The organism is Stenotrophomonas lactitubi, assembly GCF_002803515.1.
Classification (GTDB): domain Bacteria; phylum Pseudomonadota; class Gammaproteobacteria; order Xanthomonadales; family Xanthomonadaceae; genus Stenotrophomonas; species Stenotrophomonas lactitubi.
Genome location: NZ_PHQX01000001.1, coordinates 3834438 through 3858435, shown reverse-complemented (window position 1 = coordinate 3858435; position 23998 = coordinate 3834438). Strand labels below are relative to the sequence as shown.

The following is a 23998-nucleotide window of genomic DNA, read 5'->3' as shown; positions in this document are numbered from 1 at the left end:
CTCTCCGCTGCCCGGCCATCCGCGCATGGCGTGGATCTACTGCGCGCGCCGTCACACTCTCCGACTCCACATCTCAACTTCAGCGTGTGCACGCCGTTACCGGCAAGGACTTCAGTCGACGACCCGTCGATGCAACCTACCGGAACGCCCATGCACAGCGACCACGCCGAACGTCTGCACGAACCTGCCACTGAACTGGCCGAAGGCGGAGCAGGCGACGGCGTGACCCTGCCACCGCAGGAAGCCCTGCTGGATGACGCCGGCACTGGCGCAGCAACGCTTGAACTCGCACCGCCGCGGCACCGTTTGCCGCAGATCGCCTTGCCCGACAACGTGGTGCTGAAGGGCGCGGTGCAGAAGCTGGTGGAACAGAAGGCGCGGCTGGATCGACTGGCCGCCGAAGGGCAGCTGGCCGGTCTGCTGCCGCCGGAATGGCACGGCAACGGCGTGCGCGCGATCGACCTGTCCAGTTTCGTGCAGGGCGTGCTGCCGTTCCTGCAGCCCGGCGAGCGCGGTGAAACCGCACCGGCCCGCCTGCCGGTGCGCCATGTGCTGGGCGATGACAGCCGCTGGGGCCTGGCCGATGTACCCGAACCGAAGTCACTGGCCTGGTACCTGGCCAGCGACGACCGCGCCAACGCGGGCAGCAAGGATGTTGCCGAGGCCTATCTGGTCGGCGCGCTTGGCTTGGCGTGGATGCAGGAAGGGCGCAGCCGCCCCGGCTTCCTGCGTGCGATGGACCAGGACAGCCTGGCGGCGCGGGTGACCATGCTGGGTTATCCGCCGCCGAGCGAGCTGGCGCTGTACAGCGTGACCGCGCACGGCCAGTCCCAGATCTGGTGCGTGCATGGTCGGCGCAGGCTGCGCCCGCTGGTGGCGCCGTGGCTGAGCGTGCCCCTGCTGACCGCCTATGGCGTGCCCGCACCGGTGGCATGGCCGGGCAGCTTCCCGCCCGTTGAAACCGTGGCCGAAGCGATTGCCGCCGCGCGTCCGGGAAAGCTGCTACCGGAAGTGGATCTGGGCAGAGTGGTCGCCAAGATCGCCGAAGACGCCTCGTCCGAGGCATGGCAGCCGGTCAGCCTGCTGCAGCTGAACACCTGGTCGCCGCGCTGGCCATTCTTCCTCGGTACGTTTGTTGGCCTGCCGTCGCTGCTGCTGGTCACTGCCGCGCTGGCGTTGCCCGGGGCGGTTGAAGCGGCCACCGTTGCCGCCTCGCTGGGCTTTGCCGGCGGCGCCATCGGCGCGCTTGCGGTGCCGTGGATCCATGCACGGCGCAAGCATCTGAGCTGAGTGCGTGGGCCATCTGCGCGTGGTGTGGATCTGTTGACGCCCTAACGGTCGATCTCTGCAGCAGTGAACTCCATGCGTTGCCGCGCACGCTCCGTGGCGGCCTGCAGACGTTGCTTGAGGACTTCCCGGGAGGGAAGGGATGTCAGGTACTCCGCCACATGGATGCCTGAGCGGTCCAGCTCCAGCAGCTCGATCTGGCCTGCCTTCTTGCCTGTGCAAAGGATGATGCCCAGCGGTGCCTCTTCACCTTCCTCTCGCTCGTATCGATCCAGCCAACGCAGATAGAGCTCCATCTGGCCTTTGTACGCTGGCTTGAAGTCACCGATCTTCAGTTCGACGGCTACCAGCCTGCGCAGGCGGCGGTTGTAGAACAGCAGGTCGAGATGGAAGTCGTCGTCGTCGATCTGGATGCGTTTCTGGCGGGCGACGAAGCTGAAGCCTGCCCCGAGTTCAAGCAGGAATCCCTGCATTTCACGCAGGATGGCGCCTTCCAGTTCCTGCTCGTCCCAGCACTCCTTCAGCCCGAGAAAATCAAGTACGTACGGGTCGCGCAGGACCAGGCCCGGGGAGAGCTGCTGGTTTCTGCGCAACGCCGACAGCTCATTGGCAATGGTCTGCTCGGGCTGGCTGGAAAGTGCCGTGCGTTCGTACAGCATCGAGTCGATGCGCTGGCGCAACATGCGGACACTCCAGCCTTCCGTGCTGGCCATCTGGGCGTAGAAGTCACGCTTGAGCGGATCAGACAGCGGGATCAGCGCGATGAAATGGGTCCAGCTCAATTGTCGTAGCAGTGATACGACAATCTGCTCGTCGGCAAATGCGATGGAGAACTGCACCATCCTGCGCAGGCTCTTTTCACCAAACGAACCGCCGAACTCGGCAGACAGTGTCCTGGCGATGCGCTTGAACAGGACCTCTCCATAGCGTGCCCGGCGTCCATCCATCTGATCGACATGGATGCGACGTCCTATGCGCCAGTACAGCAGCGTCAGTTCGGCATTGACGGTCCTCACCATCCCGGCGCGGGCCGTGGATATCAGTTCCCGGATATCAGCCAGCAGATCGTGGGTCTGCGGCAGGGTGAGGGGCGGTGTGTCATCCATGAGGTGCCTTCCAGCAGGGTCAGGGCTCGGCAATCACCCTCAGCGCACTGGCATAGCCCTTGGCGAGACTGGTCAGGTCGAGCAGCCGGTTCAACGACAGCAGCAGGCCCGGCTGGCAGGCCTTCAGGCGCTGATGTTCGAACCACGCCTGGGTGACGGTTTCCAACGTGGCCAAGGCCTCATCGATGCGCTGCAGGTCGGCTTCGCGGTCGATGGGGTCGGCAGTGGGGTGATTGGGGCGTGTCATGGCGAAGCTCCGGGGAGAGGCCGCCGGAAAGGCGGCAGGCGATGCGTGGTTGAAAGACCGCTCAAACGCGAAAACGGTGGGCACCAGGCCCCACGCACCGCCCGCCATAAGGCAGACCCGGCTGCAGAATGGCGCCCACCGTCAGATGGGCACCATTGGTGCAGCGTCGTTACGCGTTTGATGGACGGGCTTTCAACCCCGGCAGCGGTGCTCCGCTGCGCGCCTACCCTCGGGCCGATGGGATCGGCCGTCCAATAGGCAATGCCATTCGATGCGCGAATTTCGATACAGCCGCTCTGTCGATCAGGACTCTACCGGCCCGATGCCGAAACATCAGGTGGTAAACGCGACACGTCGAGTCGAATCCGGCCGAAAGACCGTTCGTCGGCGCGCAATGAGCACCGCGCGTTGCACGTCATCGATGGAGCGCGCCGGATCCCTCACAGCGCAGCCCGCGACATCATCCACGCCTGGCGTGGGTCCATGTGTCGACCAAGGTCGACACCTGCCAAGGGCGGCGGGGGGGGGGGCGCCGCCCCGAAGGGTTCAGACCCCTTCGCCCATCCGCTCCAGGCCATCCCCGGCCAGGCGCAGGATCAGCTTCTCCAGCACCTGCTCCTCTTCCTCGCTCAGCACCGACATCAGCTTGCGGGTGATCTCGATCACCATCGGTGCGATCGTCTCGTACACCTCGAACCCCGCCGCCGACAGCGCCAGCACCGAGCGGCGGCGGTCATCACCATGCGTCTCACGCTTGATGAAACCGCGTTCCAGCAGGCGCGCCACCGCGCGGCTGACCGCCACCTTGTCCATCGCCGTGCGGTCGGAGACCTCGCTGGCCGACGACCCGGGATACAGCGCCAGGATGGTGATCACCCGCCACTCCGGGATGGCCAGGCCATAACGGTCGCCGTACAGCTTGGCGATATTGCCGCTGACCCGGTTGGACAGCACGCTCAGCCGGTACGGCAGGAACTGTTCCAGGTCGAGCAGGACGTGGGAGGCACGCAGGCGGGTGGAAGCGGGATCGGCGGGGCTCATGTTGCGGTGCACCTTGCTGGTGGTTTCAAGTGTAACTATAAGTGTTGGGTCCGTACCCTGCATTCTCGCCGGGTCCAACCCCGCCCGCACCTGGTTTGTGCCGATGCGGCACCGATTCGGAGCCACGCCATGAATACCGCAGTCCCGTCCGCCTCGCATCCCAACCCCGGCATGCAGGTCACCACCTTCGAAAACCCGATGGGCATCGACGGCTTCGAGTTCGTCGAATTCGCCGCACCGGCCGGCCGTGGCGCCGAGCTGCACGAGTACTTCCGCAAGATGGGCTTCAGCGCGGTGCTCAAGCACAAGCAGCGTCCGATTACCGTCTATCGTCAGGGCGACGTCAACTTCCTGGTCAATGAAGACCCCGATTCGTTCGCCGCCGACTTCGCTGAAAAGCATGGCCCGTGCGCCTGCGGCTTCGCCATCCGCTTCAAGAAGCCGGGCGCGGAGGTCTACCAGACCGCGCTGGGCAATGGCGCCGAAGCCATCGCCTTCAAGCCGGAGAGCAAGGCGGTCAACGCGCCGATCATCAAGGGCATCGGCGACTGCATGCTGTACCTGGTGGATCGCTACGGAGATGCCGGCAGCATCTTCGATGGCGACTACGAGCTGATCGCCGGCGCCGAGCTGCGCCCGAAGGGCTTCGGTCTGACCTTCATCGACCACCTGACCCACAACCTGTACTTCGGCAACATGCAGCAGTGGTCGGACTACTACGAGCGCCTGTTCAACTTCCGCGAGATCCGCTACTTCGACATCAAGGGCCTGAAGACCGGCCTGGTGTCCAAGGCGATGACCGCGCCGGACGGCATCGTACGCATTCCGCTGAACGAGTCGTCCGACCCGAAGAGCCAGATCAACGAGTATCTGGACGCGTACAAGGGCGAGGGCATCCAGCACATCGCCTGCTTCACCGAGAACATCTACGACACGGTCGAAGCGATGCGCGCGCAGGGTGTGGATTTCCTCGACACGCCGGAGACCTATTTCGACGTGATCGACCAGCGCGTGCCGAACCACGGTGAGGACGTCGCCCGCCTGGCGAAGAACAAGATCCTGATCGACGCCGACCCGGAAACCCACCAGCGCAAGCTGCTGCAGATCTTCACCCAGAACTGCATCGGCCCGATCTTCTTCGAGATCATCCAGCGCAAGGGCAACGAAGGCTTCGGCGAAGGCAACTTCACCGCGCTGTTCGAGAGCATCGAACGCGACCAGATCCGTCGCGGCGTGCTGTAAGGTCTTCGGTAGCGCCGGGCCAGTCCCGGCGCCTGCCCATCTGTAGAGCCGAGCCATGCTCGGCTGCTTTCCGTTCCGGTCCCGCCGTACCCAGGAGCCCCCCATGTCCAGCGCCATCACCGCCCGCGGCTACCAGTCCGGTTTCGGCAACGAGTTCGCCAGCGAGGCCGTGCCCGGTGCACTGCCGGTCGGCCAGAACTCGCCGCAGAAGGTGGCCCATGGCCTGTACGCCGAGCAGCTGACCGGCACCGCGTTCACCGCACCGCGCGGCAGCAACCGCCGCAGCTGGCTGTACCGGATCCGCCCGGCGGTGACCCACGGCGAGTTCACTCCGTTCGCGCAATCGCAGCTGCAGTGCGATTTCGGCGCGCAGCCAGCCTCGCCGAACCAGCTGCGCTGGAGCCCGCTGCCGCTGCCGGAGCTGCCGACCGATTTCGTCGAAGGTCTGTACACGATGGGCGGTAACGGTTCGCCCGACGCGCATGCCGGTGTTGGTATCCATCTGTACGCGGCCAACCGTGACATGGTCGGCCGCTACTTCTACGACGCCGACGGCGAGCTGCTGATCGTGCCGCAGCTGGGCAGCCTGCGGCTGCTGACCGAGCTGGGCGTGATCGAGATCGAACCGCAGCAGATCGCGGTGATTCCGCGCGGCGTGCGCTTCCGCGTCGAGCTGCCTGACGGCCCGAGCCGTGGCTACATCTGCGAGAACTTCGGCGCACTGCTGAAGCTGCCCGACCTTGGCCCGATCGGCTCCAACGGCCTGGCCAATCCGCGCGACTTCGAGACCCCGCATGCCGCGTTCGAAGACATCGACGGTGATTTCGAACTGATCGCCAAGTTCGACGGCCGCCTGTGGCGTGCCCCGATCGACCATTCGCCGCTGGACGTGGTCGCCTGGCACGGCAACTACGCGCCGTACCGCTACGACCTGCGCCGCTTCAACACCATCGGCTCGATCAGCCACGACCACCCGGATCCGTCGATCTTCCTGGTGCTGCACTCGCCCAGCGACACCGCGGGCACCAGCAACATGGATTTCGCGATCTTCCCGCCGCGCTGGCTGGTGGCGCAGAACACGTTCCGCCCGCCGTGGTTCCACCGCAACATCGCCAGCGAGTTCATGGGCCTGGTGCATGGTGCCTACGACGCCAAGGCCGAAGGCTTCGTGCCGGGCGGTGCGTCGTTGCACAACTGCATGAGTGGCCACGGTCCGGACGCGCCGACCTTCGACAAGGCCTCCAGTGCCGATCTGTCCAAGCCGGACGTGATCAAGGACACCATGGCTTTCATGTTCGAGACCCGTGGGGTGATCCGCCCGACCGCGCAGGCGCTGGCCGCAGGCCACCGGCAGGGCGATTACCAGCAGTGCTGGAACGGCCTGCGCAACAACTTCCGTTGATGAAAAAGGGGACGGAGGGAATTAAGTCGTTTGTGCCCAAAACGACTTAATTCCCTCCGTCCCCTTTTTTTCAGGCCACCTCGGCGAACGCGCTGCAATGCTCCACCGGCAGCGCCTCCATCAGCCGCTGCCGCACGCGCTGGCAGTAGCCTTCCGAGGTCAGCGCCGGCAGCACCTGCAGCGCCGATTGCATCACCCGCAGGACCTCGCCTTCGGCGCGCGCCTGCTGCAGGTCGCGGAACAACGCCGCTGCGTTGGGATGCCGCTGCATCTCCAGGATTCCCAGCACATAGATGCGCGCGGCGACCAGCGAGCGGCGTCGCTCGACTGGCGCGGCGGACGCTGCGGCGGCTGACGGCGCCAGAGTGGCAGCAGCCACACTCGGCGCAGGTTGCGTGGAAACGGCGGCGTCCGCGCCGGTCACCAGATATCCGGCCTGGATCAGCTGGATCACCATCGCTGCCGCGTCCTGCCCCAGCAGTGCGGTCAGCTCGGCGATGCTGCGCTGGCCATCGCACAGGATCAGCAGCCGTCGCTGGCGCATGTCCAGCGGCGCGCGGTGGGCCTGCAGCGCGGTTCGGGCGAGGTCGGTCTTGCGCGGTTGCATGGGGTGGACAGCCAAGTCGGTGCTCGCCCAGCCTGAATGAGGGCGATGAAACCGCGATGACAATGCAGCGCCTGCACGCGCACTGGGGTAGCGTGCACCCACCCTGTGCCAAGGATCCGCACCGATGAAGCACCTCCCGATTGCCGGCCTGCTGCTGTTGTCGCTGGCCGCCTGCAACCGTAGTCCCGAAACCGCCGCGCCGGACGCGCCTGCCGCCGCAACCGCACCGGCGAAAGACGCCTCCGTTCCCGCCGACGCCGATCTGGCCACCGCATCGCCGGTGGACCCGCGCCGCGACAGCCCGGCACGCCTGGATGGCTTCGGCGGCGCCACGCTGGGCGCCGGCATCGCCGAGGTCCGCAGTGGCTTCGGCACGCCGTTGCAGGGCCTGGGTACCGATGCCGCTGGCAAGCCGCTGCCTGCCGACGATGCCAATGAAGGCTGTTACTTCCTGCGCCCGCAGGACGCCGAAGACCCGCGCCTGATGTTCGAGGCGCGCAAGCTGGTCCGCTACGACGTACGCAGCCCGTCCATTGTCGCCCCCGGTGGTGGTCGTGTCGGCATGACCCTGGGCGAGCTGCAGGTGCTCTATCCCGAGCGCGCCGACGTCGGCCCGGACAAGTACGACGACAAGGCCCAGCACCTGCGCGTGCGCCCGGCGCAGGAGGGCGCGGCGATCATCGATTTCGCCCTCGGCGCTGACGGCAAGGTCGGCGCCTGGCGGGTTGGCAGGACCCCGCAGGTGGACTACGCCGAAGGCTGCGGCTGATCCACCCTCCTCGGCTCACCCGCAACGGGTGGGCCGAGCGTAGAATCGCGCCACGACCGCTGGGGAGTGCTCGATGATCGCCATTGCCATTGCCTGGTTCCTGCTCGGCCTGCTGTTGCTGGCCCTGGGCGGGGACTCCATCGTCAAAGCCGTTTCCGGCCTGGCGCAGCGCTTCGGTGCCAGTGCATTCACCGCCGGCCTGCTGTTGCTGGGCATCACTACTTCGCTGCCGGAGCTGGCGGTCAACGCCCGCGCGCTGGTGGTGGGCCAGCCGGAGCTGGCCTTGGGCAACGCCGTCGGCAGCAGCGTGGTCAACCTCGGCCTGACTCTGGCGGTGGCGGCGATGGTCGCCCCGCTGCTGCTGCGCGCGCGTCTGCAGGTCGTGCTGTGGTGGGCGTTGCTGGCCGCGGGTCTGCTGCTGATCGTGTTCGGGCTCGATGGCCGCTTGGTGCGCTGGGAGGCTGGCGTGCTGGTGGCCGGGTTCGTGGTGGTGCAGTTCCTGCTGCTGCGACGCGGGCGCCATGAGAGCGCCGAGGTACAGGCGATCATCGCCGAGTCGGCACTGAGCCGCACCAGCCTGCCCTTGAATGTGCTGCGCGTGCTGATTGCCGCATTGGCGTTGTACTGGGGCGCGCGCCTGGTGGTCGGTGCTGCTGCTGATTTTGGTGCTGCGCTGGGCTGGACGCCGCTGCTGGTCGGTCTGCTGCCGGTGGCGATCGGCACCGCGTTGCCGGAGGTGGCAGCCGCCGTCGCGGCAGCGCGCCGTGGTCACGGCGACATGGTGCTGGGCCACGTGCTCGGTTCCAGCGTGGTCAACCTGATGCTGGTGATCGGTGCGATGGGGTTGATGCAGCCACTGGCGCTGCCGGCCTCGTTCGTACGCCTCGAACTGCCGGCGCTGCTGGCGTTCGCGCTGGTGCTGTACCCGATGCTGCGCGGCGACCTGCGCATCAGCCGCATCGAAGGTGCAGTATTGCTGGGGGCGTTCGTGGCCTGGTTGGGGCTGGAAATCGCGCTGGTCACACCGGTCTGACCGCTGCGATGGATCCACCCCGCGCGTGGACCCGGTAGTGCCGGCCGCTGGCCGGCAACCTCGGCGAACTCGCAGCCAGGCATGGCCTGGCTCTACTGGCGGTTATCCGGGGTAGTGCCGACCAACGGTCGGCACCCACGGTCAACGCACGGTGGTTTCCTCTTCCCGCTCCGGTTCCGGCGGCGGCAGCTGTTCTTCTTCCGCACGCTCGTTGCCCGGCAGAGTGGGGCGCGTTTCCATCAGCAGCGACAGCGCGGCCTTGGCCATCAGGTGTGCGCTGATCGGCGCGGTGATGAACAGGAACACGGTGATCAGCAGCTCGCGCGGCTGCGGGTCCTGGCCCAGGAAGATGTGGTAACACACCGAACACACCAGCACGCAGCCCACGCCCAGCGTGCTGGCCTTGGTCGGTGCGTGCAGGCGCTTGAAGAAGGTGGACAGCTTCACCAGGCCCAGTGCGCCGACCAGGATGAAGAAGCAGCCGAACAGCAGCAGGATCGACAGCGCGATCTGGATGAAGGTGATCATTCGACGATGTCCCGGCGCAGCACGAACTTGCTCAGCACCACGGTGCTGCCGAAGCCGAGCATGGCGATGATCAACGCCGCCTCGAAGTAGATCGCCGAATTGAGGTACATGCCGAACAGCATCAGCTCGGCGATGGCGGTCACCGACAGCGTATCCAGTGCAAGGATGCGGTCGGGCACGGTCGGCCCGCGCAGCAGGCGCCAGGTGGCCAGCAGCATGGCCAGGCCGACCACGTGCATGCATACCACCAGGGTGGTCTGGATGATCTGGAATCCAGTCATGGGAAGATCTCCATCAACGGGGCTTCGTAACGGCGCTTGATCGTGTCGATCAGCTCCTGCGGGTCTTCCAGGTGCAGCACGTGCACCAGCAGGAACTTGCGGTCGTCGCTGAGTGCGGCCGACACCGTGCCGGGAGTCAGCGTGATCATGCTGGTCAGCGCGGCGATGCCGTGGATGTTGGCGATGTCCAGCGGCAGCCAGATGAAACCGGGGTGGATGTTCTTTTCCGGGCCCAGCACCTGGATGGCCACGCGGATGTTGGACATCAGGATGTCCCACAGGGTCACGAACAGCAGCTTCGGCAACGGCCGCAGGGTGCCGATGCGGGCGAACTCGCGGTCCAGGCGCGCAGCGAACAGCGGAATGACCACGCCCAGCAGCAGGCCCAGCAGGAACTGGCCGAGCGTGAAGCTGTCGGACATCAGCAGCCAGAACACCACCACCATCACGCTCAGCGCGGGCGAGGGCAGCAGGCGGCGGATCGGGGAACGCTTGGCGGTCATGGCTGGCGGATCTCCGGCGTGGTCGCGCGCAACTGCTGCACGTAATCGCCCGGCTGCAGCAGCTGGGTGGCGATGGCGTCGGTGTGCTGCATCAGCGGGGCAGCGAACAGCGTCATGCCGATGCCGTACGCCAGCAGGATGCAAGCGGCAAACAGCTCGACACGGCGCAGTGGTGCCTTGCGCGGTGGCGGTGCATCGGGATCAGGCAGCGGCACGCGCCAGAACAGGCGGATGCCGCCGCGGGTCAGGCCCATGATGACCAGCAGGCTGCTGACCAGCACTGCCGTCCACACCGCGCCGGTGTACTGCGCGGGCATGCCGGCCAACAGCGCGGCCTTGGCCAGGAAGCCTGACAGTGGCGGCAGACCGGCCACCGACACCGCCGCAATCAGGAACAGCACGGCGGGCGTCTCCTTGCCGGGCATCGGCGCGATCACTTCCTTGCGGTCGCTGGCGCCGCCACGGCGGCGTCGGATCAGGTCGGCGACCAGGAACAGTGCGGCGGCGACGAAGCTGCTGTGCGGCAGGTAGTACAGGCCGGCAGACAGCACCTTCGGCGTGCCGACAGAGAACGCGATGAACAGCGTCGCTGCCGAGACGATCACCAGATACGAAATCAGCACGCGCAGGCGCGCTGCGGCCAACGCACCCAGGCCGCCCAGCACCAGCGTCGCTACGCCGGCCCACAGCAGCCAGTCGCGGCCGTAGCCGGCCATCGCACCCGCATCCTCGCCGAACCACAGCATCTGGATGCGCAGCACGGCATACAGGCCCACCTTGGTCATGATCGCGAACAGCGCCGCTACCGCCGCCGGTGCACGCGCATACGATTCGGGCAGCCACAGGTACAGCGGCATCAGCGCGGCCTTGGCACAGAACACCAGCAGCAACAGGCCCATCGTCGCCTTCACCAGGGTCAGCTGCGCCGGCGGCACTTCGGCAATGCGCTGCGACAGCTCGGCCATGTTCAACGACCCCAGCGAGGCGTACAGCAGGCCCAGTGCGATCAGGAACAGGGTCGAGGCAGTGACGTTGAACACCACGTAGTGCAGGCCGATGCGCATGCGCAGGCCACGGCCGCCACTGAGCAGCAGGCCGTAGGAGGCGATCAGCATCACCTCGAAGAACACGAACAGGTTGAAAATGTCGCCGGTCAGGAAGGCGCCGTTGAGGCCCACCAGCTGGAACTGGAACAGCGCATGGAAGTGCGGTGCGCGCCGGTCCCACCCCGAACACGCATGCAGCAGGCAGGGAATGGCCAGCAGCAGGGTGGTCAGCAGCATCCATGCGGACAGCTGGTCGGCGACCAGCGCGATGCCCAGCCGCGACGGCCAGTCGCCCAGCAGGTACACGCGGATGTCGCCGCCTGCGGTGTCGGCAAACAACAGGCCGACCACCACCGCCAGCGCGCCCAGCGATGTCCATGCCACGGCACGCTGCACCTTCGGTCCATAGCGGCGGTGTTCGACGAACAGCGACAGCGCAGCGCCGAGCAGCGGTACCAGGATCGGCAGGATCACCAGATGATTCATGCGCGGTCCTCGCCCCGGCGCGGCGGTGCATCGTCGTCCGGCTCGTGCGCGTCCACATGGTCACTGTGGTTGTCGCTGCGGCTGCGCATGGCCAGCACGATGCTGACGGCGGTCATCGCAAACGCGATCACGATGGCGGTCAGCACCAGTGCTTGCGGCAGCGGATCGGTGTAGTTGCCGAGGTGGCTCTCCACGCCTTCCTGCAGCACCGGCGCCTTGCCCTGCACCACGCGGCCACCGGCGAAGATCAGCAGGTTGGTGGCGTAGGACAGAAAGGTCATGCCGAGGATCACATCGAAGCTGCGCGCGCGCAGCAGCAGGTAGATGGCGATGGCGGTCAGTACGCCGATCGCAGAGGCCAGGGCCAGTTCCATCAGTGCATCTCCCCCGTTCGTGCCGAGCGGCGTTGCAGGTCGATCTCGCCCTTGCGCGCGGTGCGCGTCCGCGAGGGTTTGACGGTGGCCATCATCGACAGCATCAGCATCGCGCCACCGAACACCACCAGGTACACGCCGATATCAAAACCAATCGCGCTGGCCAGCGGTACATCGCCGATCAACGGCAGGTGCAGGTCCAGGTGGCCACTGGTCAGGAACGGCACGCCGAACAGCATCGAGGCGGCACCGCTGAGGATAGCGATCAGCAGGCCGGTGCCGATGCAGCGGATGTAGTCGAAGCCGAAGCGCGACTCCACCGATGCGGTGCCCTGGATCACGTACTGGATCAGCAGCGGCACGGCCAGCACCAGGCCGGCGATGAAGCCGCCGCCCGGCGCGTTGTGGCCGCGCAGGAACAGGAAGATGGAGACCGTCAGGGTCAGCGGGAACATGATCTGGGCCAGATCGGCCGGTACCGGCAGCTTGATCGGCGGGCCGGGCATGATCTGCTCCGGCGCCATCCGCGTACGGCGCAGCAGCGCATGCACGACCAGTGCGGCGATGCCGAACACGGTGATCTCGCCGAAGGTATCGAAACCTCGGAAGTCGACCAGGATCACGTTGACCACGTTCTGGCCGTACGCCTCGGGCAGTGCGCGGGCAAGCAGTTCGCCGGCCATGGTGTTCGGCGGCAGCGTCATCGCGCTGTAGGCCAGCGCGCCGAGGCCGGCACCGGCCACGATCGCGATCAGCGCATCACGGCGCTTGCGCCAGCGCGGCCGCTCCGGACCCGATTGTGCGGGCAGGTAGTTCATGCCCAGCAGCATCAGCACCAAGGTCACCATCTCCACCAGCAACTGGGTCAGTGCCAGGTCTGGTGCGGACAGGAACACGAAGGTCAGCGCCACCATCAGGCCGACGCCGCCGACCAGCAGCACCGCCAGCAGGCGCTGCTTGTACATGCGCAGCGTCGCCACCGCGCAGGACATCATCACCAGCCACAGTGCCCAGCCCAGCAGCGGTATCGGCTGCGGCTTGGTCCAGTTCGGCGAGGCCGGGTTGGCGATGTAGGGCGCGGCGGCAACCACGATCGCCACCAGCACCAGGCCCAGCAGCATGCGCTGCAGGCTGCCGTTGGCGATGCCGGCAGTCAACCGCTGCGCACCGGCCGACAGCAGGTCCAGTTGGTGGTGGAAGACGTTGCGCCCCGGCGTGGTGTTGGTCACCCCATGCAGGTCGATCAGCTTGCGCAGGCCGAAGTAGAGGGCCACGCCACCGACCACGCCCGCGGCGCTCATCGCCAGCGGCAGGTTGAAGCCATGCCAGATCGACAGGTTGTACTCGGGCATCGCGCTGCCGAGGATCGAGGCAGCTGCCGCGTGCAGTACCGGCGCCACCGTCAGTGCCGGGGCGATACCCACCGCCACGCAGATCACCACCAGGATCTCCACCGGCACCTTCATCCAGCGCGGTGGCTCATGCGGCACGCGGTCGAGGCCATGCGGGCCCTTGCCGAAGAAGGTGTCGTGCACGAAGCGCAGGCTGTAGGCCACGCCGAACACACCCGCCAGCAGCGCAGCGATCGACACCGCCGTGCGCATGGTGTCGGTGCCGCCGGCCGAGAGCGCTTCGGCGAACAGCATTTCCTTGGACAGGAAGCCGTTGAGCAGCGGGATGCCGGCCATCGCCAGCGAGGCGATGATCGCCAGCGCGCTGGTGAACGGCATCAGCCTGCGCAGGCCACCCAGCTTGCGCATGTCACGGGTGCCGGTCTCGTGGTCGATGATGCCGGCGGCCATGAACAGCGAGGCCTTGAAGGTGGCGTGGTTGAGGATGTGGAACACGCCGGCGACCACCGCCATCGGCGTGGACAGGCCGAACAGCAGGGTGATCAGGCCCAGGTGCGAGATCGTCGAATAGGCCAGCAGGCCCTTCAGGTCATGCTGGAAGATCGCGTTCCAGGCGCCGATCAGCAGGGTGATCGCACCAATGCCGCTGACCGTGTAGAAGAACAGATCGCTGCCGGCCAACGCCGGATGCAGGCGCGCCAGCAGGAATACGCCGGCCTTCACCATGGTGGCAGAGTGCAGATAGGCCGACACCGGGGTGGGCGCGGCCATCGCGTGCGGCAGCCAGAAGTGGAACGGGAACTGCGCGCTCTTGGTGAAGATGCCCGCCAGTATCAGGAACAACGCGTAGGGGTACAGCGCGCTGGCGCGGATCTGCTCGCCGGCAGCCAGCACCACGTCCAGATCGAAGCTGCCGACGATGCGGCCGATCAGCAGCACGCCGGCCAGCAGGGCCAGGCCGCCGCCGCCGGTGATCACCAGCGCCATCCGCGCGCCCTCGCGGGCGTCCTGGCGATGCGACCAGAAACCGATCAGCAGGAACGAGCTGATGCTGGTCATTTCCCAGAAGATCATCAGCAGCAACAGGTTGCCCGACAGCACCATGCCCAGCATGGCGCCCATGAACAGCAACAGGTAGGTGTAGAAGCGGTGCGCGCTGTCCTGCGAGCTCAGGTAGTAGCGCGCATACAGCACCACCAGTGCGCCGATGCCCAGTACCAGCCCCGCGAACATCCAGGCCAGGCCATCCAGGCGCAGGGTGAAGTCCAGGCCGATCTGCGGCAGCCACGGCACCATCGTGCGCACCACCTGGCCATCGATGACCGATGGGGTCAGCCAGGCGAGGATCGCCAGCCCGCCCAACGGCGCCAGCGCCGCCAGCCAGGCAGCAGTCGAGCGCGAACTACGGGGGAAGGCTGCGACAGCCACTGCCATGAGGAACGGCAGGGCCAGCAGCAGGGGCAGGCTGGGGAGCATGCAGGGAATCCATGATTCACGAGCAGGTCAGGGAGCATAACAGGCTGCCAAATGTCGCCGAAACCCATTGAACAGCGATCAATTGCATGTAACGTGCGCTGATTCATTTTTTCTGCGATGCAGCATGCCGCGTGGATGACCCGTCAGGACCTGGCTGACGGGTCCACCCTACGCCCACGCAGGGAGACCGCAGCCCCTGTCGCACAGGGACCGCCGCCGTCGGGTGGGGCGAGGAGAGGAGGTCACCGCGGCAGGCTGGCAGGCGCGCCGTGCAGCGTGGGTGATGGCATCTGCCCGTTCAGGAAACGAACGCGTCGATGCGGCGACGCTGGTCAGTAGCGCCAGTCGAGCTTGCGATAGGCCTTGGCCATCACCCAGGCCGGGCCGATCAGCAGGTAGGTCAGGTCGGTCAGGAAGCTGGGCTTGCGGCCTTCGAACTTGTGGCCGATGAACTGCGCGATCCAGGCGACGACGAAGACGCCGATGGCCAGCGAGCGCAGATTGTGCAGGCCGATTTCCGCTTCCAGCAGCCGGCACAGGCAGCCGAACACGAAGAACTGGATGAGCATGCCGATGCCCAGCGGGCGCGACAGTTTGTTGTAGAAGCACCAGGCGCTGAACATCGCGAACGCCGACCAGATGCCGTACTGGAACCAGGTGATCAGCGGCGGCACGCACCACAGCAGGGCCACCACCGACCACAGGATCGCCGGCACCGCGACCACGTGGATGCGCTGGTTGACCACATTGCGGTGGTCGTCGGAGTAGCTGGCGAAATAGCGGTCGATCGGACGCGCAAGCTGGGTGGTGGTCTGCATGCGGCCAGCATACCCCGGCCGGGGCCGCCAGTAGAGCCAGGCCCTGCCTGGCGGCAGGTTGGCCGAGGTTGCCGGCCAGCGGCCGGCACTACCCCGGGAAACCGACAGTAGAGCCAGGCCATGCCTGGCTGCCGGGGGGCGCAGGAAACGCCCCCAGCCAGACCGGCCGGGGGCGCAGGGGAATCAGTCGACGCTGATTCCGGCCAGGCGCTGCAGCGCCTCGGCGTACTTGGCGCGGGTGCGCTCGATGATCTCGGCCGGGATGGTCGGGCCCGGGGCGGTCTTGCCCCAGTCCAGCGTCTCCAGGTAGTCGCGCACGAACTGCTTGTCGTAGCTCGGCGGGCTGGTGCCCACTTCGTACTCGTCGGCAGGCCAGTAGCGTGAGGAATCCGGCGTCAGCATCTCGTCCATGATGTACAGGCGGCCATCGGCGTCGGTACCGAACTCGAACTTGGTGTCGGCCAGGATGATGCCGCGCTCGCGCGCGTAATCGGCCGCGAACTTGTAGATGCGCAGCGTGGCGTCGCGCACGCGCTCGGCCATCTCCGCACCGACCGTCTTCACCATCGCGTCGAAGTCGATGTTCTCGTCATGGTCGCCCACGGCGGCCTTGGTCGAGGGAGTGAAGATCGGCTCGGGCAGCTGCTCGGCCTGGCGCAGGCCGTCGGGCAGGTCGATGCCGCTGACCTTGCCGGTGCGCTGGTAGTCCTTCCAGCCGCTGCCGATCAGGTAGCCACGGGCGATCGCTTCCACCGGTACCGGCTTCAGCTTGCGCGTGACCACCGCGCGCTTGGCGTACAGGGCCGCGTCCACGCCCTCGGGCAGCACGCTGGCCACGTCGATGCCGGTCAGGTGATTGGGCATCAGGTGCGCGGTCTTGGCGAACCAGAAGTTGGACACCTGGCAGAGCATCTCGCCCTTGCCCGGGATCGGGTCGGGCAGGACCACGTCGAACGCCGACAGGCGATCGGTGGCGACCATCAAAAGGTAGTCCCCCGGCGGGGTACCGGCCGGCAGCCGCTCGCGCGGGATATCGAACACATCACGCACCTTGCCGCGGTGGCGCAAGGGCAGGCCGGGGAGATCGGATTGCAACAGCGTGGTTGGCACGGGCACTCCTGGGGCTTCGTCGATACGGCTGCCCAACGGACCCGGCGGGCCCGCTGACCAGCGGGCGGCCTAGTGTAAAGCGGTCCGGGCCCGCTGTGACGTAAAATGAGCGTCCATTTCGTCGGCCGACCCCGGAGCGCCATGCGCTGGTACGGAAAACTGCTCGGATTCATCGCCGGGGCCCTGCTGTTCCGGCCCAATCCGCTGTTCGGCGCGGTGGTCGGCCTGTTGCTGGGGCATGCCTTTGACAGCGACTGGTTCCGCCTGAACAAGGAAAACCCGTACCGGGAGCTGGGACTGACCTCCGAGGCCACCGATGCCGAGGTCGAGCGCGCCTACCGCAAGCTGATCTCCCAGTACCACCCCGACAAGCTGGGCGGCGCCGCCCCCGAGCTGCAGCAGCAGGCCGAGCAGAAGTCGCGGCGCATCAACGCCGCCTACGACCGCATCAAGACTCTGCGCAAGCGCTGACCCCACAATCCCGCCTGCGGGCGGGAGACCCCTTTCCCCGTTCCGAAGGCCCCGGCCATGTCCAACTGCCTCATCGCTCCTTCCATCCTCTCGGCCAACTTCGCCCGCCTGGGCGAAGAAGTCGACAACGTCCTGGCCGCTGGCGCCGATTGGGTCCATTTCGACGTGATGGACAACCACTACGTGCCCAACCTGACCATCGGCCCGATGGTCTGCCAGGCGCTGCGCAAGCACGGCGTCACCGCACCGATCGACGTGCACCTGATGGTCGAGCCGGTGGACCGCATCATCCCGGACTTCGCGGAGGCCGGTGCCACCTACATCAGCTTCCACCCGGAGGCCAGCCGCCACGTGCACCGCACCATCCAGCTGATCCGCTCGCTGGGCTGCAAGCCGGGCATCGTGCTGAACCCGGCCACCCCGGTGGACATCCTCGACTGGGTGCTGGACGACCTCGATCTGGTGCTGCTGATGTCGGTCAACCCGGGCTTCGGTGGCCAGGCGTTCATTCCTTCGGCCTTGGACAAGCTGCGCGTGGTGCGGCAGAAGATCGATGCCAGCGGCCGTGACATCCGCCTGGAGATCGACGGTGGCGTGAAGGCCGACAACATCGGTGAGATCGCCGCCGCTGGTGCCGATACCTTTGTCGCCGGCTCGGCCATCTTCAACGCCAAGACCAGCTACCAGGACGTGATCGCGCAGATGCGCGCCAACGTCGCCGCGGCACGGGGCTGAGCCATGAGCACGGTGGCCGTGTTGAACATCCGCCCGGCCACCGTCGCCGACGCTGGCCTGATCCTGCGCTTCATCCGTGAACTGGCGATCTACGAGAAGGCCGAGCATTCGGTGCAGACCGATGAAATCGGCATCGCCGAAAGCCTGTTCGGCGCTGACGCCACCGCCCGCGCGCTGATCTGCGAGGCGAACGGCGACGCCATCGGCTACGCGGTGTATTTCTACAACTATTCCACCTGGCTGGGCCGCAAGGGCATCTACCTCGAAGACCTGTACGTGAGCCCGGAAAAGCGCGGCTCCGGTGCGGGCAAGGCGCTGCTGAAGTACATCGCCCGCCAGGCGGTGGCTGAAGGTTGCGGCCGCTTCGAGTGGTCGGTGCTGGACTGGAACACGCCGGCCATCGACTTCTACACCGCAGCCGGCGCCAAGCCGCAGGACGAGTGGACGGTGTACCGGCTGGAAGGTGAGGCGCTGCACGATTTCGCCAACGGTTGAGGCGGAATGCATCCACGCATGGCAGGCAAAAAAAAGCCACGCCAAATACTGGCGTGGCCTTGCTGCATGCGTGGGAGGCTGATCCTGCCTCCATCCGTCGTCCCTGCTATGGCCTTCCATTCTCCGGGCCGGCGATGACATCTGCATGACATCCTGCATTGGCGAGCCCAACCATCTGACCTGAACGGTTGCCAGCGTCTTTCACTGGCCACGAACGCCCGATTGCTAGCCTGTGCCGCCTTTCCCTGGAAGAACTGCATGAGTACACCGCGCTGGCGCCTGATCCTCAACGGCAAGTCCGCAGGCAACGACGATCTGCGCGATGCCGTGGGCCACTGGCGTGACCGTGGCGTGCAGCTGGAAGTGCGGGTGACCTGGGAAGACGGTGACGCCGAGCGCTACGTGGCCGAGGCCATCGACCATGGTGTGGACGTGATCGTGGCGGCTGGTGGCGACGGCACGCTCAGCGCGGTGGCCGAGACGCTGGCGCATCGTGACGAGCCGGCTGATGCGCTGCCGTCGCTGGCGCTGGTGCCGATGGGCACCGCCAACGATTTCGCAACCGCTGCGGGCATTCCGGTGGAGCCGCAGGAGGCCTTCGCACTGATTGCCGGCGGCACGCCGCGTCCGATGGACCTGCTGCGCGTTGATGCCGACGGCAAGCCATGGTGGTGCGCCAACCTCGCCAGCGGCGGCTTCGGTACCCAGGTCACGGTGGAAACCGATGCGGGCTTGAAGAAGATGCTCGGCGGCCTGGCCTATGTCATCACCGGCATCGCCAAGCTCGGTCGCATCGAACCGATCACCGCGCGCCTGAGCGGGCCGGATTTCCAGTGGGAGGGTGGGTTCATCGCGCTGGGTATCGGCAACGGCCGCCAGGCCGGTGGTGGTCAGCAGCTGTGCCCGCAGGCGCTGATCGATGATGGCCTGCTGGACGTCACCGTGGTGCCGGAACTGGACGGTGAAGTCGCCGCTACCCTTGGACAGATGCTGACCGGCGGCAAGGAGGCGGCGCTTGAACGTGTCGCCACGCGCGCGCAGCTGCCGTGGTTGCAGATCGACGCCCCGAAGCCGCTGACATTGAACCTGGACGGCGAACCGGTGCAGGCACGCAGCTTCCGCATCGAATGCGTGGCGGGCAGGGTGCGGATGCACCTGCCGGAGGATTGTGTGCTGCTTTCCGGCCGCTGATACAGGAATCAGAGCAGGGGAATGTCTTCTTCCTTCGTGGGGAAGCCGAAGGCTTCACGTTTGTCGCGGATGCCTTTCGGCATCGGGGGACGAGGGATGTCGCGTGTGACGAGCCACTGCTGGCACTTCCTCTGCCATGGTAGAAGATCGGGTGTAGTGATGCCCCAGAAGATGTGCTCGGCGATCAGCATTCTGTCGGGGGCGCCGACGGAGGATTTCAGCAGTACCGTAGGGTCTGCCCCGTGTTCCAGCAGCCAATAGGCATGCTCGAATCCACCCCGGGTGGTGTACCAGCTCAGTACTGTGTCGGCGGTGCCGCGATTGGATTCATTGATGTTCGCTCCATTCTCAATCAGCAGTTTCACGTTTTCCCACTGATTGCCCGCAATGAAGGCTTGAAACAGCAACGTTTCGCCCGCTGAGTTCCGCGTGTTGGGGTCTCCACCGTGCTGAAGCAGCAATTGCAGGTATCGCGGGTCGTCCAGCTTTGCGGCATAGACCATGGCGTTGTTGTAGCCAAGTCTGCGGCCATCCACGACCTTGTAGGCGCGGGCATTTGGATCTGCGCCGTTGTCCAGGAGGGCGCGTAGCCCATCAAGATTCTTCGCCCGAAGAGGCCACGCCACCAGGGGGATTCCAGCATCACGAGCGAAGACCTTGTCCGGATCGACTCCTTCGTCCTTTATCAGGTGCGTGATCGTCTCGGCATCCCCTTGCTCGCTGGCAACGGCCAGCTCAAGTGCCCTTCCCTTGAAGTAATCGCTGGCACCATGCGTTGACTGTGGCGTGCAGCCCGAAAGCAGGAGCAGCGCTGCTGCCAGAAGGGCGTAATGCACAAAGAAGCGTCGGAGGTGAACGTCCATGTCTGATCTCCTTACAGCAGCGGAATGTCTTCTTCCTTGCTCGGGAATTTGAAGGCCTCGCGCTTCCTGCGGATGTGTTCGGGCATCGGCGGGCGGGGGATGTTGCGCTCAGCCAACCATTGCTGGCACTTTTTCTGCCACGGCAGGTTGTCCGGCGTGGTGATTTCCCAGTAGATGTCTTCGACCATCTTCTGCCGGCCAGGCTGGCTTGACCCTTCCGGCTTTGCAATCGCGGGATCAGCACCATGTTCCAGCAGCCAGTATGCGTAATCGAAGCCGCCTCGCGTGGTGTACCAGCTCAGGACCGTGTCGTCGCCCAGGTCCAGGCTTGATTCATTGATGTTGGCCCCGTTCGTAATCAGGACCTGGATGTTCTTCCACTGATTTCCGCTGAGGAATGCCTGCAGCAGTAGAGTCTCGTTGGCCGAGTTGCGGGTGTTGGGGTCTCCGCCGTGCTTCAGCAGCAGCTCAAGGAAGCGAGGGTCGTCCATCTTTGCCGCGTAGACCATCGCATTGTTGTAACCAAGCCTGCGTCCATCCACCGTCTTGTATGCGCGTGCATTCGGATCTGCGCCGTTGTCCAGGAGAGCGCGTAATCCATCAAGATTCTTCGCCCGAAGAGGCCACGCCACCAGGGGGATTCCAGCGTCACGAGCGAAGACCTTGTCGGGATCGACTCCTTCGTCCTTTATCAGGTGCCGAACGGTGTCCGAATCGCCATGCTCGGTTGCTATCGCAAGCTCAAGGTTTTTTCCGTCGAAGTACTGTTCGGCGCCATGGCTCGACGAAAGGGCGCATCCGCTTACCATCAGAAAGATGGCGCAGACCACTATCGGGAACATCCGTTTCACACTTTCAAAAACATGAATGGGCATGTTGATTCCGCAACGGTGCTCGAGACGTGACATTAGCAAACGGATCTGATAATCGATATGTGTCGCGGGGGCATGTCCCCTCAAGGTGAATGGAGCTTGCCATGACGGATCACGACATTGACGCGCGGGCACGCGCAGTCCAGGAGCAGCGCGAGCTTGTGGAGCAGTTGCGCGCAAGCGGCCACACCGAAGATGCAGAGCGCTTGCAGGAGACATACCACGCACGTGAGATGTCTGGACTCGCCTCCGATGTGTATCAGTCAGCGAAGCATGCTGGCGAGCCGCCGGCGGGCTGGACTCGCGCAAGCACTGATCCTGCCGCGTTGCGTGCGGCGGGCTTCGAACTGTCGGACGCAACCGTGCGCGACTTGTTACAGCCGCCTGAATCGGGATTCCGCGCCGAAATCTACATCCCCGACAAGCGCGTCTTTGGTGAGGATGCGAAACCTGTCGTGGTCTACAAAGGGTCCACGGGTGAGATTCTTGACCCGCTGGCGCCCAATGGAAAACGAGAATCCGGCGGCGAGGATTTCCTCAACAACGGCCAGCAGGGCATCGGCATGCGCAGCGATTACTACGATCGCGCCATGCGTCTTGCCTCGATCGTCAATCAGGAACGCCCGGGCGGCTTCGAAATCGCCGGTCACTCCCTCGGTGGAGGCATGGCTTCCGCCGCGTCCGCAGTCACCGGCGCACGTGCCACCACGTTCAACGCCGCCGGCCTGCATCCGGCAACCCCGGCGCGTTATGCCAAGGACAACGGCCTGCCGACCTTCGACACGCAGCAGTCCGTGCACACCTACCAGACCACCGGTGAGGTGCTGAACGATGTGCAGAACGGCATGCACCGCCTGAGCGAGCATCAGCGTCGTGGCTACGGTGTACTTGCCAACGAACTGGGCATGGTGCTGAAGGATCCGGCCATGCAGAAGGTCGTCGGCGAAAAGCTGCGCGAGATGCTGCCTCCGGGCGCGCAGACCTCCGCTGCACAGTTCATCGAACAACTGGCGAGCCAGCCGGGTCAGCAGGCGCTGCGCGATATTCCGCTCGCGGCAGGGCGCCTCGAATTGTTGCTTGAGCCCAAGACCCGCGACGCGCACGGGGCACTCGTCGATCGCCCGCATGTGGCGCCGCCCAGCCAGGTGGCGGAGCTGGCGGGCCCGCTGTCCTCCGTGCTGCACGCCACGGCGTACGGCATGCGCGGCGGTCGCCTGGCCGGCGAGCAGGTTGAACGGGCCGGCGCCGCCACTGCCCATGCGCTGGACAAGGTGGGCGATGGTGTCGAGCGCGTACTGAAGACCGAAGGCATGGTCATCGGCCAGGTGGTGAACATGGGGTCCACCAGCCTGCAGGTGAGCACCCGGGCGACCAGTACGGTGATTGCTTCGGGGCGTGAACTGACCGGCAGCATCGAAGCCACCCTGCACCGCGTCGAATCGCAGACCCGCTCCCATGGCCTGTCCGCCCTGTCGTGGGTGGCTGACCGGGTGGGCGCGGACAACGTCGCCGGCCGGCTTGCCAAGCAGGCCGAAGCTGCCCGTGACCACGGTGAGCAGCATGCGCAGCACGCGACGAAACAGGCCGTCGCCGACGCCGCAGGCACACGCGCGGCGGGTGAACGCGTGGCCGCTGCCATCAGCCACGACGGCCAATGGGTGGCCGGCAAGCTGCAGAACGGGTTCGCCACCGCCGGCGCCCATGTCGATCGTGGCTATGACCTGGTGGCGTCGCAAGTGAAGGGCATCACCGCCAAGGCGCCGATCACCCTGTCCACGCTGGGTGGTGCCGCGGTGGGCATCGGGGCTGCCGCCGCCACCCACCTGCCGACCGGCAACCTGCCGTTGGACGCAATGAAGCTGCACAACCTCGACAAGTCCGAACGTGTCATCCGCGGCATGATGCCGGCCTTCAGCGAGGCGACTGCCCGCCATGGCATGGATCCGACCGTCATCCCCAGCCTGGATTCGGAACTGATCAAGCAGGAAGCCGCCGCCCGCAAGCTGGTCGAGCAGCACCAGCGCATACAGCATCCGGAGGATGGCCGCCGCGCCGGCGTGGCAGCAGAGCCCGCTGCGCGCGGGCCCGGCATCAATGACCCTGGCCACGCCGATTACCGGTTGTTCAATGGCGCACAGACCGGCGTGCACGCCCTGGATGCCGCACACAACCGTGTGCCGAACCTGCAGAGCGACCAGCTCGCCGGTGCACTGGCCGTGCAGGCCAAACGCGAGGGGCTGGAGTCCATTTCCCACGTGGTGCTCAGCGACGATCACAGCCGCGCCTTCGCGGTGGATACGCCCGATCTGAACGCCGCGCACCGCCGCCATGCCCACGTTGATGTGGCGGCGGGCATGGCCCAGCCGCTGAGCGCGAGCACCACCCAGATCGACGCGATCAATGCCAGTCGCGAGCAGGTGCAGGGGGTGTCGCTGGCCCAGCAGCAGGTGCAGGAGACCCAGGAACAGGCGCGGCGGATGGGCTAGGGCAAAGACAAACCGCCCGTCGCCAAAGGGTTTCCCTGCGGCCAAAGCTGCGATACAGTCATTGGGTGTCCAGCCTGACGACCCCGCATACCCTTTCTTCCGCACGCCGTTGGTGGCGATGGTGGCCTGTTGCCGTCGTCCGTCCCCATAACGCTGTGTCCCGGAAGGAAAGTCGTC

The 23998-nt window shown here is 65.9% G+C and carries 24 protein-coding genes; 10 read left to right on the top strand and 14 right to left on the bottom strand.

Annotation, left to right across the window (positions count from 1 at the left end):
- Window positions 1-150 precede the first annotated feature (150 nt).
- Window positions 151-1290 (top strand): hypothetical protein, encoded by a 1140-nt coding sequence (locus CR156_RS18175; RefSeq protein ID WP_100553838.1) that lies wholly within the window; start codon window positions 151-153, stop codon window positions 1288-1290.
- Window positions 1291-1331: 41 nt separating this feature from the next.
- On the opposite strand, the gene CR156_RS18170 is transcribed toward CR156_RS18175, so the two are convergent.
- The 3 genes from CR156_RS18170 to CR156_RS18160 form a co-directional block, all read right to left on the bottom strand.
- On the bottom strand, window positions 1332-2393 hold the full coding sequence (locus CR156_RS18170) for a PDDEXK nuclease domain-containing protein (protein WP_100553837.1): 1062 nt from the start codon (window positions 2391-2393) through the stop codon (window positions 1332-1334).
- A gap of 19 nt (window positions 2394-2412) precedes the next feature.
- On the bottom strand, window positions 2413-2640 hold the full coding sequence (locus CR156_RS18165; protein WP_100553836.1) for a hypothetical protein: 228 nt from the start codon (window positions 2638-2640) through the stop codon (window positions 2413-2415).
- A 546-nt stretch (window positions 2641-3186) separates the two neighbouring features.
- A complete protein-coding gene (locus CR156_RS18160) occupies window positions 3187-3681 on the bottom strand; it encodes a MarR family winged helix-turn-helix transcriptional regulator (protein ID WP_050815698.1) in 495 nt (164 codons plus the stop codon).
- A 129-nt stretch (window positions 3682-3810) separates the two neighbouring features.
- Here CR156_RS18160 and hppD point away from each other — a divergent pair, with 129 nt between their 5' ends.
- Complete coding sequence (gene hppD / locus CR156_RS18155) at window positions 3811-4923, top strand: 4-hydroxyphenylpyruvate dioxygenase (protein ID WP_181393117.1); 1113 nt, start codon at window positions 3811-3813, stop codon at window positions 4921-4923.
- 103 nt (window positions 4924-5026) lie between these two features.
- A complete protein-coding gene (gene hmgA / locus CR156_RS18150; RefSeq protein WP_100553835.1) occupies window positions 5027-6325 on the top strand; it encodes a homogentisate 1,2-dioxygenase in 1299 nt (432 codons plus the stop codon).
- Between the two features lie 70 nt (window positions 6326-6395).
- Here hmgA and CR156_RS18145 read toward each other — a convergent pair whose 3' ends face one another.
- Complete coding sequence (locus CR156_RS18145) at window positions 6396-6932, bottom strand: hypothetical protein (RefSeq protein WP_100553834.1); 537 nt, start codon at window positions 6930-6932, stop codon at window positions 6396-6398.
- A gap of 124 nt (window positions 6933-7056) precedes the next feature.
- On the opposite strand from CR156_RS18145, the gene CR156_RS18140 reads away from it, so the two are divergent.
- On the top strand, window positions 7057-7701 hold the full coding sequence (locus CR156_RS18140; protein ID WP_100553833.1) for a hypothetical protein: 645 nt from the start codon (window positions 7057-7059) through the stop codon (window positions 7699-7701).
- Between the two features lie 73 nt (window positions 7702-7774).
- Window positions 7775-8734, top strand: coding sequence for a sodium:calcium antiporter (locus tag CR156_RS18135; protein WP_100553832.1), 960 nt, complete (start codon window positions 7775-7777; stop codon window positions 8732-8734).
- A 141-nt stretch (window positions 8735-8875) separates the two neighbouring features.
- Here the strand turns inward: CR156_RS18135 and CR156_RS18130 are convergent, their stop codons facing one another.
- From CR156_RS18130 to CR156_RS18095, 8 genes are all read right to left on the bottom strand, one after another.
- Complete coding sequence (locus CR156_RS18130; RefSeq protein WP_100553831.1) at window positions 8876-9262, bottom strand: Na+/H+ antiporter subunit G; 387 nt, start codon at window positions 9260-9262, stop codon at window positions 8876-8878.
- Window positions 9259-9543: a K+/H+ antiporter subunit F gene (locus tag CR156_RS18125; protein WP_025874598.1), complete on the bottom strand. Its 285-nt coding sequence runs from the start codon at window positions 9541-9543 to the stop codon at window positions 9259-9261. The genes CR156_RS18130 and CR156_RS18125 overlap by 4 nt, the downstream gene beginning before the upstream one ends.
- Complete coding sequence (locus CR156_RS18120; protein ID WP_025874599.1) at window positions 9540-10046, bottom strand: Na+/H+ antiporter subunit E; 507 nt, start codon at window positions 10044-10046, stop codon at window positions 9540-9542. Before CR156_RS18120 ends, CR156_RS18125 begins: the two co-directional genes overlap by 4 nt.
- Entirely contained in the window at window positions 10043-11578 is a 1536-nt protein-coding gene (locus CR156_RS18115; RefSeq protein WP_089237390.1) for a monovalent cation/H+ antiporter subunit D, read from the bottom strand. Before CR156_RS18115 ends, CR156_RS18120 begins: the two co-directional genes overlap by 4 nt.
- Window positions 11575-11952 (bottom strand): Na+/H+ antiporter subunit C, encoded by a 378-nt coding sequence (locus tag CR156_RS18110; protein WP_100553830.1) that lies wholly within the window; start codon window positions 11950-11952, stop codon window positions 11575-11577. The genes CR156_RS18115 and CR156_RS18110 overlap by 4 nt, the downstream gene beginning before the upstream one ends.
- A complete protein-coding gene (locus tag CR156_RS18105; RefSeq protein WP_100553829.1) occupies window positions 11952-14780 on the bottom strand; it encodes a monovalent cation/H+ antiporter subunit A in 2829 nt (942 codons plus the stop codon). Before CR156_RS18105 ends, CR156_RS18110 begins: the two co-directional genes overlap by 1 nt.
- A 332-nt stretch (window positions 14781-15112) precedes the next feature.
- The gene (locus CR156_RS18100) at window positions 15113-15598 is read right to left on the bottom strand and encodes an Mpo1 family 2-hydroxy fatty acid dioxygenase (RefSeq protein WP_049467559.1); all 486 of its coding nucleotides are present in this window, start codon (window positions 15596-15598) and stop codon (window positions 15113-15115) included.
- A 183-nt stretch (window positions 15599-15781) separates the two neighbouring features.
- Complete coding sequence (locus CR156_RS18095; protein ID WP_165781007.1) at window positions 15782-16708, bottom strand: phosphoribosylaminoimidazolesuccinocarboxamide synthase; 927 nt, start codon at window positions 16706-16708, stop codon at window positions 15782-15784.
- 141 nt (window positions 16709-16849) lie between these two features.
- On the opposite strand from CR156_RS18095, the gene CR156_RS18090 reads away from it, so the two are divergent.
- From CR156_RS18090 to yegS, 4 genes are all read left to right on the top strand, one after another.
- Window positions 16850-17179 carry a J domain-containing protein gene (locus CR156_RS18090; protein WP_025874605.1) on the top strand — a complete coding sequence of 110 codons (330 nt, stop codon included), beginning with the start codon at window positions 16850-16852 and terminating at the stop codon, window positions 17177-17179.
- 57 nt (window positions 17180-17236) lie between these two features.
- On the top strand, window positions 17237-17914 hold the full coding sequence (gene rpe, locus CR156_RS18085; RefSeq protein WP_046983681.1) for a ribulose-phosphate 3-epimerase: 678 nt from the start codon (window positions 17237-17239) through the stop codon (window positions 17912-17914).
- Window positions 17915-17926: 12 nt separating this feature from the next.
- Window positions 17927-18409, top strand: coding sequence for a GNAT family N-acetyltransferase (locus CR156_RS18080; protein ID WP_100462742.1), 483 nt, complete (start codon window positions 17927-17929; stop codon window positions 18407-18409).
- A 258-nt stretch (window positions 18410-18667) separates the two neighbouring features.
- Window positions 18668-19600, top strand: a complete 933-nt coding sequence (gene yegS, locus CR156_RS18075) for a lipid kinase YegS (protein WP_100553828.1) — start codon at window positions 18668-18670, stop codon at window positions 19598-19600.
- 8 nt (window positions 19601-19608) lie between these two features.
- Here yegS and CR156_RS18070 read toward each other — a convergent pair whose 3' ends face one another.
- The gene (locus tag CR156_RS18070) at window positions 19609-20463 is read right to left on the bottom strand and encodes an ankyrin repeat domain-containing protein (protein WP_100553827.1); all 855 of its coding nucleotides are present in this window, start codon (window positions 20461-20463) and stop codon (window positions 19609-19611) included.
- 11 nt (window positions 20464-20474) lie between these two features.
- Window positions 20475-21338, bottom strand: coding sequence for an ankyrin repeat domain-containing protein (locus CR156_RS18065; RefSeq protein ID WP_243381902.1), 864 nt, complete (start codon window positions 21336-21338; stop codon window positions 20475-20477).
- Between the two features lie 359 nt (window positions 21339-21697).
- Between CR156_RS18065 and CR156_RS18060 the strand changes: the two genes are divergently transcribed.
- Window positions 21698-23821 carry an XVIPCD domain-containing protein gene (locus tag CR156_RS18060; protein WP_243381899.1) on the top strand — a complete coding sequence of 708 codons (2124 nt, stop codon included), beginning with the start codon at window positions 21698-21700 and terminating at the stop codon, window positions 23819-23821.
- Window positions 23822-23998: the final 177 nt, after the last annotated feature.